This window comes from Micromonospora sp. NPDC048930 (assembly GCF_043197935.1).
Classification (GTDB): Bacteria; Actinomycetota; Actinomycetes; order Mycobacteriales; family Micromonosporaceae; genus Micromonospora.
The window spans coordinates 18,164-31,634 of the sequence record NZ_JBICUB010000008.1 but is presented as its reverse complement, the minus strand read 5'-3'; the positions used below and the strand labels follow the sequence as shown (position 1 = coordinate 31,634).

9 protein-coding genes are annotated in these 13,471 nt (G+C 75.3%); 5 read left to right on the top strand and 4 right to left on the bottom strand.

Translation table 11 applies throughout. From position 1 onward, the window contains the following. Positions 1 to 112: 112 nt before the first annotated feature. A complete protein-coding gene (locus tag ACGFI9_RS21475) occupies positions 113 to 1,072 on the bottom strand; it encodes a helix-turn-helix domain-containing protein (RefSeq protein ID WP_393180206.1) in 960 nt (319 codons plus the stop codon). Positions 1,073 to 1,170: 98 nt separating this feature from the next. Here ACGFI9_RS21475 and ACGFI9_RS21470 point away from each other — a divergent pair, with 98 nt between their 5' ends. From ACGFI9_RS21470 to ACGFI9_RS21460, 3 genes are all read left to right on the top strand, one after another. After that, complete coding sequence (locus ACGFI9_RS21470; RefSeq protein WP_393180203.1) at positions 1,171 to 2,271, top strand: hypothetical protein; 1,101 nt, start codon at positions 1,171 to 1,173, stop codon at positions 2,269 to 2,271. 135 nt (positions 2,272 to 2,406) lie between these two features. After that, entirely contained in the window at positions 2,407 to 3,906 is a 1,500-nt protein-coding gene (gene gatB / locus ACGFI9_RS21465; protein ID WP_393180202.1) for an Asp-tRNA(Asn)/Glu-tRNA(Gln) amidotransferase subunit GatB, read from the top strand. 119 nt (positions 3,907 to 4,025) lie between these two features. Continuing rightward, on the top strand, positions 4,026 to 6,383 hold the full coding sequence (locus ACGFI9_RS21460) for a pyruvate dehydrogenase (protein WP_393180200.1): 2,358 nt from the start codon (positions 4,026 to 4,028) through the stop codon (positions 6,381 to 6,383). A 75-nt stretch (positions 6,384 to 6,458) separates the two neighbouring features. Here the strand turns inward: ACGFI9_RS21460 and ACGFI9_RS21455 are convergent, their stop codons facing one another. After that, positions 6,459 to 8,090 carry a metallophosphoesterase gene (locus ACGFI9_RS21455; protein WP_393180198.1) on the bottom strand — a complete coding sequence of 544 codons (1,632 nt, stop codon included), beginning with the start codon at positions 8,088 to 8,090 and terminating at the stop codon, positions 6,459 to 6,461. Positions 8,091 to 8,148: 58 nt separating this feature from the next. After that, on the bottom strand, positions 8,149 to 9,324 hold the full coding sequence (locus ACGFI9_RS21450; protein ID WP_393180196.1) for a PQQ-dependent sugar dehydrogenase: 1,176 nt from the start codon (positions 9,322 to 9,324) through the stop codon (positions 8,149 to 8,151). Between the two features lie 149 nt (positions 9,325 to 9,473). On the opposite strand from ACGFI9_RS21450, the gene ACGFI9_RS21445 reads away from it, so the two are divergent. After that, positions 9,474 to 10,400 carry a 2-hydroxyacid dehydrogenase gene (locus tag ACGFI9_RS21445; RefSeq protein WP_393180194.1) on the top strand — a complete coding sequence of 309 codons (927 nt, stop codon included), beginning with the start codon at positions 9,474 to 9,476 and terminating at the stop codon, positions 10,398 to 10,400. A gap of 24 nt (positions 10,401 to 10,424) precedes the next feature. On the opposite strand, the gene ACGFI9_RS21440 is transcribed toward ACGFI9_RS21445, so the two are convergent. Beyond that, the gene (locus ACGFI9_RS21440; protein WP_393180192.1) at positions 10,425 to 10,802 is read right to left on the bottom strand and encodes a PH domain-containing protein; all 378 of its coding nucleotides are present in this window, start codon (positions 10,800 to 10,802) and stop codon (positions 10,425 to 10,427) included. A 245-nt stretch (positions 10,803 to 11,047) separates the two neighbouring features. On the opposite strand from ACGFI9_RS21440, the gene ACGFI9_RS21435 reads away from it, so the two are divergent. Next, complete coding sequence (locus ACGFI9_RS21435; protein ID WP_393180190.1) at positions 11,048 to 13,471, top strand: putative bifunctional diguanylate cyclase/phosphodiesterase; 2,424 nt, start codon at positions 11,048 to 11,050, stop codon at positions 13,469 to 13,471.

Here is a 13,471-nt window from a genome sequence, read left to right as displayed (position 1 = left end):
GTTCACCGGCGCCGGCGGTCTCCGCCGGCGCCGGTGGCGTATCCGCGGCCGGCAGGCCCGAGCCGTGCCGCGGCTGACGCTCACCCCTCGCCGCGGCGGCCTCCGTCGCGGCTCAGGCCAGGCCGCGGCGTCCGGCCTGCAGGCCGGCCTGGAAGCGGGTACGTGCGCCGAGCGCGGCCAGCAGGGCGGACGAGCGGCGGCCCAGGGTGCGGACGCTCACCCCGAGTTCCCGGGCGATGGCCTCGTCCTTGAGGCCGGTGGCGAGCAGCCCCAGCAGCCGCAGGTCCAGCTCCTCGTCCGTGGTGGCGGGCTGCTCCGGGTCCCAGGCCGGCAGCGGCGTGGCCTGCGCCCACAGCATCTCGAAGAGCTTCACCAGCGCGGACACCACCATCGGCGCGCGGATCACCAGCGCCGCGTCCACCGCCCGCTCGCTGGCCAGCGGCAGCAGCGCCACCGAGCGGTCGCCGATCGCCAGCTTCAGCGGCACGTCCGTGTGCACCCGGGCCTGTTCCCCGGCCGCCACGGCCGCCATGGCCTGCTCGAAGGCGCCCGGCAGCGCGAACGCCTCCGGGGCGTAGATCCCCCGTACGCTGGCCGCCCGGCCGAGCAGTTCGTTCTCCGGCACGTTCGCGGACGCCACCTCCTGTGCGTACGGCGGGCGGTCGAGCACCAGCAGCTCCTTCGTGACCCCGTGAGTGAGCTGGACGAACTGGGCCTCCACCGCGGCCCGGCCGGTGACGATCTCGAGCAGCTCGTCCGGGCTGGTCAGCAGCTCCTGCGGGAACTCCTCGGCGATCCGCTCGGCGGCCCGGCGCGCCGCCGCGAACTCCTCGGTGCGGCGTACCACCAGGGCGTTCACCGCGACGTCGGGGCGGGTCGCCAGCAGCCGGGTGCCGGAGCCGACGAGGCGGCTGACGAAGCCGAGCTCCTCCAGCCGGTCGGTCGCCGCGCGTACCACCCGCAGGCTCTCGCCGACCTGCTGGGCGAGTTCCGGCACGGTCGACTGTCGCCGGCGCAGCAGGGCCAGGTAGACCGACTCCTCCACCGGGGTCAGACCCAACGACTCGAACACCCGCGCCCCCTCCCCGCGGCTGTCCGACCCAGGCCATGGCCGGGCTCGGACACCCGAAACTGTGGCGATCGGCGCACGTCCACGTCTAGACATGCGTCATGATCCTCTCCCGATTGAGCGGCGTACTCGCGCTGGCCGTCACGGTCGCCGGCGCCGTCGACCTCGCCGCCGCAGCCCCCGCCGCCGCCGACGGCTGGCACCGCCCGCAGTGCGGCGTGGTGCAGGGCGACGGTGCGGTGACCTTCACCCGCAACGACGGCGCCTTCCTGGCGCCGACCACGACCCCGGTCACCCCGGTGACGTACTCCCGGCTCATCGCGCTGAGCACGCCGAACACCCTGGTGGCCATCTCGAAGACGTCGATCCAGCGGTCCACCGACGCCGGCTGCGGCTGGCAGCGGATCGGCAGCACCGGGCTGGACCTGGCGGCGTACGACCTGACCGCCGGAGCGGACGGCACCGCCTACGCGTACGGCATCAACGACCAGCCGGTCTACCGGGTGCGGGGCGACCAGGTCAGCGAGGTCGCCGGCCCGGTGGCGGGCGACGGCGTGGCCACCCTGGCGGTGGACCGGACCGACCCGCGGGCGTTGCGGGCGGTCAGCAAGGCCGGGCAGGTCTACGACTCCGGCGACGGCGGCGCCACCTGGACCGCCGTCGGGTCGCCGGCCGGCCAGGACGAGTTCGTCTACAAGGCCGCCGTCGATCCCACCGACCGGGACCACGTGATCGTGGGCACCATGGGCAACGGCAGCTACGTGACGTTCGACGGCGGCCTCAGCTGGACCCGGTCCGCGGGGGTCGGCGCCACCCCGCACGCGAACGGCTTCTCCGTGGCCTTCTCCCCGGTGGACCCGCGGACGGTCTGGCTGGAGGGGTACGACCTCAGCCAGAACGACAACTCCGCCCGGCACATCTGGCGCTCGACCGACGGGGGCCGCAGCTTCGCCTCGGTGCTCGACGGCGCCGGGCCGACGCTGATCAACGGCACCCCGCTCTGGCCGAGCCCGGTCGACCCGGACGTGCTCTACTTCGCCTTCGGCACGTGGTTCGGCGGTTACGGAACCGACCTCTACCGGTACGACGCGTCGACCGGCCGGCTGACCTCGCAGCACAACCCCCACGACGGGATCGGCGGCGTCGCCTTCAACCCGGCCGACCCGCAGGTGATGTACCTCGGCGTCGTCGAGGAACGCTGACCTCCGGGCCCGCCCGGGGACGGATCCCCGGGCGGGTCGGGGCGCGTACCGGCGTGGATGGAAACCCGGGCGAGGTGACCGCACCCAGCCCCATTAGGCTGGACCGGTTCCGTCCGGATCGCGCCTGGAGCTCAGATGACGACGACACTGCCCGCGTACGACGAGGTCGTCGCGCGCTACGAACCGGTGATCGGCCTGGAGACCCACGTCGAGCTGGGCACGAACACCAAGATGTTCTGCGGCTGCCCGACCGACTTCGGTGGCGAGCCGAACACCCGGGTCTGCCCGGTCTGCCTGGGCCTGCCCGGTTCGCTCCCGGTGGCCAACAAGGCCGCCATCGAGGCGACGATCCGGATCGGCCTGGCGCTGAACTGCTCCATCGCCGAGTGGTGCCGGTTCGCCCGGAAGAACTACTTCTACCCGGACATGCCGAAGAACTTCCAGATCAGCCAGTACGACGAGCCGCTCTGCGTCGACGGCTACCTGGACGTCGAGGTCAACGGCGAGCTGGTGCGGATCGGCATCGAGCGGGTGCACCTGGAGGAGGACACCGGCAAGACGCTGCACGTCGGCGGCGCCACCGGCCGGATCCACGGCGCCACCGAGTCGCTGGTCGACTACAACCGGGCCGGCATCCCCCTCGTGGAGATCGTCACCAAGCCGATCCCCGGCACCGGCGCGCTCGCGCCGGAGGTGGCCCGGGCGTACGTCACCGAGCTGCGCGACGTCATCCGCTCGCTGGGCGTCTCCGACGTGCGGATGGAGGAGGGCTCGCTGCGCTGCGACGTCAACACCTCGCTGAACAAGCCGGGCGAGGAGTGGGGCACGCGTACCGAGACCAAGAACGTCAACTCGCTGCGCTCGGTCGAGCGGGCGGTCCGCTCGGAGATGCTGCGCCAGGCGTCGGTGCTCGACGCCGGCGGCACCATCACCCAGGAGACCCGGCACTTCCACGAGGACACCGGCGACACCACCTCGGGCCGGTCCAAGGAGACCGCCACCGACTACCGGTACTTCCCGGAGCCGGACCTGGTCCCGCTCGCCCCGGACCCGGCCTGGGTGGCCGAGCTGAAGGCCGCCCTGCCGGAGCTGCCGCGGCTGCGCCGCAAGCGGATCCAGCAGGAGTGGGGCCTGTCCGACCTGGACATGCAGTCGGTGGTCAACGCCGGCGCGGTCGAGCTGATCGAGGCCACCGTGGCCGCCGGGGCCACCCCGGCCGCCGCCCGCAAGTGGTGGCTGGGCGAGCTGTCCCGCCGGGCCAACGAGACCGGCGTGGAGCTGGCCGACGTCGGGGCCACCCCGGCGCAGGTCGCCGAGCTGCAGGGCCTGGTCGACGCCGGCAAGCTCAACGACAAGCTCGCCCGGATCGTGCTGGAGGGCGTGATCGGTGGCGAGGGCTCCCCGGCCGAGATCATGACCAACCGGGGCCTGGAGGTCGTCTCCGACACCGGCGCGCTCACCGCCGCCGTGGACGAGGCGATCGCCGCCAACCCGGACGTCGCCGACAAGGTCCGCAGCGGCAAGGTCGCGGCGGCCGGCGCGCTGGTCGGCGCGGTCATGAAGACCACCCGCGGCCAGGCGGACGCCAAGACCGTCCGCGAGCTGATCCTGGAGCGCCTCGGCGTCCAGGGCTGAGTCCCCACCGTCCGGAAGGCCGCCGTCGTGACCCGGCGGCGGCCTCCGACCTCTTCCCGCGGGCGGCCACCCCGCACCCCCCGGCAGGGCGTCAACGGCGATGCCCGGATGGAGTCACCGTGAACCAGCACGACCTCGACGTCCTCGACGAGATCCAGCGCCGGGTGCTCTGGCTCGCCACCCGGATCGTGGACGCGGCCAACCACGACCGGAACACCGGCGACGGGGTGAAGGTCGGCGGCCACCAGGCGTCCAGCGCCTCGCTGGTCACCGCGATGACCGCGCTCTGGTTCGCCCACCTGGACGCCGAGGACCGGGTCGCGGTCAAGCCGCACGCCTCGCCGGTCTTCCACGCCATCCAGTACCTGCTCGGCAACCTCGACCGGTCGTACCTGCCGAAGCTGCGGGCGCGCGGCGGGCTCCAGTCGTACCCGTCGCGCACCAAGGACCCGGACGGGGTGGACTTCTCCACCGGCTCCGTCGGCCTCGGTGCCGCCGCGCCGCTGTTCGCCGCGGTCACCCGCCGCTACGTCGACGCCCACTTCGGCCCGCGCCCGCACTCCCGGTTCATCGCCCTGATCGGCGACGCCGAGCTGGACGAGGGGAACATCTGGGAGGCCGTCGCCGACCCGGCCACCACCGGCCTGGGCAACGTGATGTGGCTGGTCGACTTCAACCGCCAGTCGCTCGACCGGGTGGTCCCCGGCATCCGGATCAACCAGTGGCGCGGCCAGTTCGAGGCCGCCGGCTGGCACGTCGTCGAGGTCAAGTACGGCCGCAAGCTCGCCGCGGCGTACGCCCGGCCGGGCGGGGAGGCGCTGCGCGACTGGATCGACCTGATGCCGAACGAGCAGTACCAGTCGCTGTTCGGGCTGACCGGGCCGGACCTGCGCAAGCAGTTCCTGGACGGCGCGCCGGCCGGCATCGCCGAGTTCATCGCCGACATCCCCGACCACGAGCTGGGCCCGCTCGTCACCGACCTGGGCGGGCACGACCTGGCGGCGATGCTCGACGCGTACGCCCAGTGCGACGCGGTCACCGACCGGCCCAGCGTGGTCTTCGCGTACACGGTCAAGGGCTGGGGGCTGCCCATCGCCGGCAACCCGCGCAACCACTCGGCGCTGCTCACCACCGAGCAGGTCGACGCGCTGCGGGAGGCGTACGGCCTCACCCGGGAGACCGAGTGGGACCGGCTCGACCCGGCGTCCCCGGCCGGCATCCGGGCCGGCGAACGCCGGGAGGCGCTCTCCCGCGCGCCGCGCGAGCGGGCGCTGGGGGTCACCGTCCCGGAGACCACCAAGGTACGCGCGAACAAGCCGGTCTCCACCCAGGAGGTCTTCGGCCGGGTGCTGGTCGACCTGGCCCGCGATCCGCAGGTGGCGCCCTACCTGGTCACCACCGCGCCGGACGTGGCCACCTCCACCAACCTGGCCGGGTTCATCAACAAGACCGGCGTCTTCGCCCCCACCGCGCAGCGCTCCTGGTCGGAGGACCGGATGCTGCGCTGGACGGAGAGCCCGGCCGGGCAGCACATCGAGCTGGGCATCTCCGAGATGAACCTGTTCCTGCTGCTCGGCCAGCTCGGCCTGTCGTGGGACCTCTCCGGCCAGCCGCTGCTGCCGGTCGGCACGGTCTACGACCCGTTCGTGCTGCGCGGCCTCGACGCCTTCCTCTACGGCACCTACTCCGGCTCCCGGTTCGTGGTGGCCGGCACCCCGTCCGGCATCACCCTCGCCCCCGAGGGCGGCGCGCACCAGTCCACCATCACCGCCTCCGTCGGGCTGGAGCTGCCCGGCGTCACCTTCCTCGAGCCCGCGTACGCCGGCAGCCTCGACTGGCTGCTCTGCGACGCGCTCGGCCAGATCGCCGGGGGAGCGGCGCCGGCCGTGACCGCCGCGCCGGCCGAGGACGGCGCGTACTACTTCCGGCTCAGCACCCGCCCGATCGACCAGGCGCCGTTCGAGGCGGCCCGGGCCCGGATCGGCGACGCGGTGCTGCGCCGGCAGGTGGTCGCGGGCGCGTACCGGCTGGTCGACGCGCACGAGGCGTACCCCCATCTCGCGGACGCCCCGGTCGTGCAGCTCGCCGCCTCCGGCGCGGTGCTGCCCGAGGTGCTGGCGGCCGCCGCGGAGCTGGCCGAGGAGGGCGTCGCGGCGCACGTGGTCGACGTGACGAGCCTGGACCGGCTCTACCGGGCCTGGCAGCGGACCCTGCGCCAGGGGGTGCGGACCGCGACCGTGCCGAGCGTGCCCGGGGCGCTGCGGTCGGCCTTCGCCGACCGGGTGCCGGTGGTGACCGTGCACGACGCCGCCTCGCACGCGATGGCCTGGCTGGGTTCGGCGCTCGGCGCCCCGGCCGTGCCGCTCGGGGTGGACGAGTTCGGCCAGTCCGGCAGCGTCCAGGAGCTGTACGAGCTGCACGACCTGCTGCCCGGCAGCATCGTCAACGCCGCCCTGGCCGCCCTCTCGCTCCGCTGACCACGGTCCCCGCCCGACCGCCCGGCCGCCGGCCGCCCGGCACCCGCCGAGGTCGGCGGGGCGCGGTCGGCCGGGTCAGCCGGTCGTGGTGGGGCTGGGGCTCCCGCTGCTGGTCGGGCTCGGGGACTCCGGGCCGCCCCGGGTGGGGGTCGGGGTCACCGGCACCTGGTCGCCCTTGGTCGGGTCCCGGATCACGTGCCGTTCCAGGTTGACCTGCGACTGCCCGGTGCCGCCCACGGTGATGTCGTCGTACGCCTGGAGCAGCTTCTGCTGGTCGAAGTAGAGCACCGTCATGGTCAGCGGGGTGGGCTTCTCGCCCTCCAGGCCGCGCAGCCCGGCGCCGCCGGTGGAGCCCTCCACCATCAGCTGGGTCGGCTGCTTGCCGGGCACCTGCGGCAGCTTCGAGACCTGACGGGCGTGGGTGTGCCCGGCGAGCACCAGCGGGCACGTGCCGGAGAGCGGCCCGGACGAGGCCGGGTCGTGCACCAGCGCGATGTTCACCTTCGTGGGCGAGTTCTCGACGGTGGTGGCGAGCTGCTCGCCGGCCCCGATGACCTGGTCGGCGACCTGCTTGGTCAGCCCGCTGCCTGCCGGGGACGTCTCCTTGTCCGGGGTGAAGCGGGGGTCGCCGATGCCGGCGACGGTCAGGCCGGCGACCGTGACCGTGGAATTGTTCAGCACGATCGCGTTCGGCTGCTGGGCCACCGCCGCCGCGGTCCGCGCCGAGTCGTGGTTGCCCCGGATGTAGACGTACGGCTTCTTGAGCAGGCCGATCGAGCCGACGAAGGACGCCTCCGGCTCGCTGCCCCAGTCGGTGATGTCCCCGGTGTCGATGACCACGTCGATGTTGAACTGCTCCACGATGGTCCGGATCAGCTGCCACCCGGTCGGGTTGAGGTGCATGTCGGAGACGTGCAACACCCGGGTGGTGCCGGGCGACGGCTGGACCACGGGCAGTGCGGAGACCGTGGTGTAGAGCTTGGAGACGTTGCCGACCAGCCGCTGGAGCTGCTCGGCGTACTTGGTGTAGTCGTTGGCGATCCGTCGCGCGTCGCCGACGATCGCCGGCGCGTTGACCAGCAGCCCCTCGTATCGGGGCTCCTCGATCGCCTGCGGGCGGATGGTGGCGGCGGCCAGTCCGAGGCTGCCGGCGGTGATCACCAGCGCCAGCCCGCCGGCCCAGGCCATCCGGCGTACGTCCCGGAAGACCAGTCCCGCCAGGAGCAGGGTGGCCAGCACCGCCGAGGCGAGCGTCTTCAGCCCGAGGCGCATCACCCCGTCCCGGACGTCCTCGACCGCCGACTGGCTGGCCCGGCTGATGCTCGCCGGGTCGTCGATCAGCGCCTCGGTGCGCCGCTGGTCCAGTGCCCCCAGCTTCACGGTCAGGTACGCCGGCCCGTCGTGGCTGTCCAGCAGCAGCGCGCCCAGCGGCGGGATGTCGACGGTGGTCCCGCCGCTCAGCGACGGGCTCAGGTTGAGCTGCGCGCGGAACGGCCCGATGTCGGTGCCCAGGTGCCCACCGGCGTACGTGCCGGCCACGATGCCGGTCAGGGTGACCACCAGCAGGGCCAGCACCGCGCCCAGCCGGCGCAGCCGGCCCCGCGCCCGCTCGCTCCGCCACGGCCGGAACGCCCAGCGGCGGGCGCGCCGGGTCTCCGGGGTGGCCTCCGCCCCGGTGTCGCGCTGCTCGTTCTCCTGGCCGTCCATGTTGAGATTCTGTCCTGCCCGATGAGGGATCTTGGCAAACCCGAGGGATCCGAGGCGGTCAGCTGCGTCCGGCCCCGCCGTCGGCGAAGACCAGCCGGAGGATCCGGTCGTCCTCCGGAGCCGGCCTGCCCCGGCCGTCCCGGTTGGAGGTGCTCACCCAGACCGAGCCGTCCGGGGCGACCGCGGCCGCCCGCAGTCGACCGTACTTGTTGGTGAGCAGTTCGCGGGGTTGACCGAACACGCCGCCGTCCGCGGTCAGCTCGACCAGCCAGAGTCGCTGGCCCCGCAGGCAGGCGGTGACCAGCAGGCGTTCCACCGCGGCCAGCCCCGAGCAGGACGCGTCGACGGTCTTCCACTGCACGATCGGGTCGACGAAGCGCTTGTCGCCGGCGCGCCCCTCGACCTTCGGCCAGCCGTAGTTGCCGCCCTTGTTGATCTGGTTGATCTCGTCCCAGGTGTTCTGGCCGAACTCGACCGCGTACATCCGTCGGGTCGCCGTCCAGGCGAAGCCCTGGACGTTGCGGTGCCCCAGCGACCAGACCGGGGAGCCCGCGGTCGGGTTGCCCGGCGCCGGCTTGCCGTCCCGGGTGAGCCGCAGGATCTTGCCGCCGAGGCTCTTCGGGTCCTGCGCGGCGTCCCGCTTCCCGGCGTCGCCGGTGCTCGCGTACAGGTAGCCGTCCGGGCCGAAGCCGAGGCCGCCGCCGTCGTGGTTGGCGGCCCTGGGGATGCCGGTGAGGATCGGGGTGGGCGGCCCGCCCAGCTCCAGCCTGGCGATCCGGTTGTCCTGCGCGGTGGTGTAGTAGACGAAGACCGTGCGGTCCTTCGCGTACGCCGGGGAGACCGCGATGCCGAGCAGCCCGGCCTCGCCACCGGCCGCCACGTCCGGGATGGTCTGCACGACGGAGACCTTCATCCCCTCCGGCCCGGACTCCGGGCCGACCTGGAGGATCCGGCCGCTGTCCCGCTCGGTCACCAGCGCGCCGCCGTCGGGGAGGAAGGCGATCCCCCACGGCACCGCCAGCCCCTTCGCCAGCACGGTGGCGACCACCTGTTGGCCGGCGCCGCCCGGGCTGGCCGAGGCCGAGGGCGTGGGCAGGTTCGGCGGCTCACCGGCCGGGTCGGGGTCGGGCTCGCCGAAGGCGCAGCCGACGGTGCCCAGCAGCAGCGTCGCGCAGGACGCCGCCAGCGCCGCCCGGAGGCGGCGGATGCGGGGGTACGGGGGACGCGCGCTCACCCGGCCCAGCCTAGCCGGGTCGGCCGGTGATCCGGGCGCTGCGGAACCGGCCGGGTCAGCCCCGCGCGGCCGCCCACCGGGTGACGCCGCCGGTCCCGGTCTCCGGTCCCGCGCCGGCCGGCCCGGGTGGACGGCTATCGTCGGCGGTCGTGAAGGTATGGATCCCGCACCCGGTCGGTCAGACCCTCCTCGGCGAGCTGCCGTCCGGGGTCACGGTGGAGTTGCTGGAGGACCCGGCCCGGCTCCCGTCGTCCCCGGCCGACGTACGGTTCTGGGTGCCGCCCTTCCTCGCCGGCCCGGACGCCGGCGCCCTGCTGGGCGAGCTGCCCGACCTCGCGGTGGTGCAGCTCCTCTCCGCCGGCGCGGACGCCTGGGTGGGCCGGATCCCCGAGGGCGTGACGCTCTGCGACGCCCGGGGTGTGCACGACTCGGCCACCGCCGAGTGGGTGGTCGCCGCGATCCTGTCCGCCCTGCGGGACTTCGCCCCGCTGGCCCGCGCGCAGGCCCGTCGCGAGTGGGCGTACCACCAGGTGGCGCCGACCGACGAGCTGGCCGGCAAGCGGGTGCTGATCGTCGGCGCCGGCTCGATCGGGTCGGCGGTCCAGGCCCGGCTGGCCCCCTTCGAGGTCACCTTCACGCTGGTCGCCCGGACCCCGCGACCGGCCGAGGGGGTGTACGGGGTGGACGAGTTGCCCGCCCTGCTGCCGGAGGCGGACGTGGTGGTGCTGCTGGTGCCGTTGACCGAGCAGACCCGGGGGCTGGTCGACGAGAAGTTCCTCGCCGCGATGCCGGACGGGGCGCTGCTGGTGAACGCCGCCCGGGGCCCGGTGGCCCGTACCTCGGCGCTGGTCGCCGAGCTGGCCTCCGGCCGGCTGCGGGCCGCGCTGGACGTGACCGACCCCGAGCCGCTGCCCGCCGACCATCCCCTCTGGGAGCTGCCGAACGTGCTGCTCACCCCGCACGTGGCCGGCTCGGTCCACGGCCTGCTGCCGCGGGCGTACCGGCTGGTGGGGGAGCAGCTGCGCCGGTTCGTGGCCGGCGAGCCGCTGGTGAACCGGGTGGTCGACGGCTACTGACCGGCGGGCCCCGTCCCGGCCGGCTCAGCCGGCGCTGTCGGTCAGCTCCTGGCCGGTGGCGGCGATCAGCCGGGGCAGGTCGGCGGCGCGTACCGCGGGCAGGACGAGCAGTTCGCCGTCGTCGAGCCGGACGACGCCCCGGCCCCGGGCGTCCGCGGTCAGCTCGGCCACCCGGTCCCACGGGACCCGGCGCTGCCCGACCAGCGCCCGCAGTCGCAGCTCACGGGCGTCGGCGTCGGTGCCGGCCCGCCAGGACCAGGCGATGACCGCGAGCGGGACCAGCAGCACCCAGAGCAGCCACCAGCGGGCGGTGGCCAGCGGCAGCGCGCCGATGAACGCGACGATCGCGGCGACCAGGATCGCCTGGTTGTGGCGGAAGTGGACGGTGTCGGCGCGGCTCACCCCCCGATGATCGCACCTCGCGACGGCCCGGGTCCGGGCGGGCGGGACGACCGTGGCCGGCGGCATAGATGTGACCGGCGTCACTGGGCTGTCCCATAACCCCTCATGTCCGGGATCGTTGTCAGGCGTGGCCGCGCCGGCTTCCCCGCCCGGGGCGGTCCGTCCGTCGCCCCGACCCCGACCGCTGACCCCGCACGTCGCTCCGCAACCGCACCGCCCCGTGCCCCCTCACGAAGGCGACCGCCGTGCCCGTCACCCGACCCTCCGGCGACCAGCGTCGCCGACCGCCACTGCCCGAGCTCCTCGTCTGCCTCGCCGGCGCGCTGTTCGTCCTGGCCGGCGCCGTCGGCCTCGTCCCGGCCCGGGCCGCCCTGGCCCTCGCCGTCGCCGCCGGCTGCGCCCTGGCCTGCGTCCGACTCGCCTGGCTGGCCGGCGCCCCGCCGGCTCCCGGCCCGTCCGCCGCTCCCGTCGTCCGTCCCGGTCCGGGCCGCGACGCCACCGCCGGCCCGTCCGGCGGCCGGCCGGTGGCCGCGGTGGCGGAACCTTCCCCGCCGCCTGCGCCCCGGCCCGCCGGACCGCCCCCTGGCCATCCGGTGGGCCGCGCCGGGCGGCAGGCCCGGCGGGCGGCCCTCTCCCGGCGGGTCGCGGCGATCCTCGACGCCGCCGTGCTGGCCGCGGGGCTCACCGTGGCCGTGCTGCCGCTGAGCGGCCCGCCGTACCGGCTGCGGGTCGCCCTCGCCGGCCTCGCCGTCAGCGCCCCGCTGTACGCGGTGGCCCTGCTCCGCCTCCCCGGCCGCTCCCGGCTCGCCGGGGCCGAGCGCCTGCGCCGCACGGTCGACACCGTCGGTCTCGGGATCAGCCTGGTCTTCGCCGGCTGGGTGCTGCTGCCGCCGGACGACGTGCCACCGGCGGCCCGGGTGGCCACCGTCGGTGGTGGCATCGCGCTCGCGGTCCTGCTGGTGGCCGCGCTGGCCGATCGCCGTGACCGGCCGGGCGCCGCACGGTGCCTCGGCGGGGCGGCGGCCACCCTCGCCGGTCTCGCCCTCCTGGTGGTGCTGCACGCCTACCGCGCGCCGGACGGGGCCACTCTCGTCGTCGCGCCGCTGCTGCTGCTCGGCGCCCTGCTCACCGCCGCCGGCGCCCGGCGTGCGGCGACCGGGGAGCGGCCCGGCCCCGACGGGTCCCCGGCCGCCTGGCCCGGGCTGACCGCGCCGGCCGGCATCGCCGCGCTGGCCGCCGGGCATCACCTGTGGACGGTCGGGGAGTTCACCGCTCCGGCGATGGCGCTCGGCCTGGCGGTCATCCCGCCGATGGTGCTCCGCGAACTGCTCGCCGCCGCGGACCAGCGGCGGCACGCCGACCGGCTGGCCGCCCAGGAGGAGAGGCTGCGCCGCCTGCTCGGCACGGACCAGCCGGCCCCGGCCACCCCGGCGCCCGTCGCCGATCCGCTCACCGGGCTGGCCGACCGGGGCGAGCTGCTGCGCCGGCTGGCCGGCCGGGACGGTGGCGCGTTGCTCGTCGTCGACCTGCACCCCGGCGACGACGGCACCGGCGTCACCGACCCGGTGCTGGTCGAGGCCACCCGCCGGCTCCGCGCCGGGGGAAGCCCCGACGACCTGGTGGCCCGCCTGGCCGGCACGGCGTTCGCGGTGCTCACCGACGTCGGGCCGGTGCTCGCGTACGCGCTGGGCACCCGGTTGGTGGCCATGCTGACCGAGCCGTGCCCACGGCCGGGCGGGACGACCCGGCTGCGGGTGGGGGTGGGGCTGGCCGAGACCACCGGGGGCGACCCGGAGGACGTGCTGCGCCAGGCCGAGCTGGCCCGGCGGCGCGCGGTGCAGCTCGGCGGGGACCGGGTCGAGTGGTACGACGCGTACCTGGAGGAGCAGCTGGTCCGCCGGCTCGACCTGGAACGGGAGCTGCCCGGCGCGGTGGCCCGGGGCGAGCTGGACCTGGTCTACCAGCCGGTGCTGGCCCTGGCGGACCGGCTGCCCGTGGGCACCGAGGCGCTGCTGCGCTGGCGCAGCCCGGTGCTCGGCACGGTGCTGCCGGACGAGCTGCTGCCCGTCGCGGCGGACCTGGACCTGCTCGGCGAGGTGGGGCGGTGGGTGCTGGACCGCGCCTGCCGGCAGCTCGCCGACTGGTCGGGCAGCGGCCGGGAGCTGTGGATGGCGGTCAACGTGACGCCCCGCGAGCTGGCCGCGCCCGACTTCGTGGCCCGTACGGCGACCGCGCTGGCCGCGTACGAGGTGCCGCCGGAGCGCCTGGTGGTGGAGGTGGCCGAGCCGGTGGTGGCCGCCGAGCTGCCCACGGTGGTGGCCCGGTTCGCCGGACTCCGCTCCCTCGGGGTCCGCACCGCGCTGGACGACTTCCGCGCCGAGCACGCCTCCCTGGCCCAGCTCCGCCGGCTCCCGATCGACCTGCTCAAGGTCGGCCCGCACCTGGTCGGGCCCGCCCCCGACGGCCAGCCGCCGCTGATCGAGGTGGTGGCCAACCTGGGCGACCGGCTCGGCCTGGAGGTGGTGGTCGAGGGGCTGGAGTCGGCCGCCCAGGTGGCCGGGGCGTCCCGCGCGGGCTGCCGCTACGGGCAGGGGTTCGCGCTGGCCCGCCCGGCGACCGCCGAGCGGGTCGAGGCGTGGTTCGAGGAGTTTCCCTCGACCCCGCGCTGA

Coding starts and splice junctions, on each gene's coding strand:
- ACGFI9_RS21470 (WP_393180203.1), top strand. CDS start 1,171: ATGATCCTCTCCCGATTGAGCGGCGTACTCGCGCTGGCCGTCACGGTC.
- gatB (WP_393180202.1), top strand. CDS start 2,407: ATGACGACGACACTGCCCGCGTACGACGAGGTCGTCGCGCGCTACGAA.
- ACGFI9_RS21455 (WP_393180198.1), bottom strand. CDS start 8,090: ATGGACGGCCAGGAGAACGAGCAGCGCGACACCGGGGCGGAGGCCACC.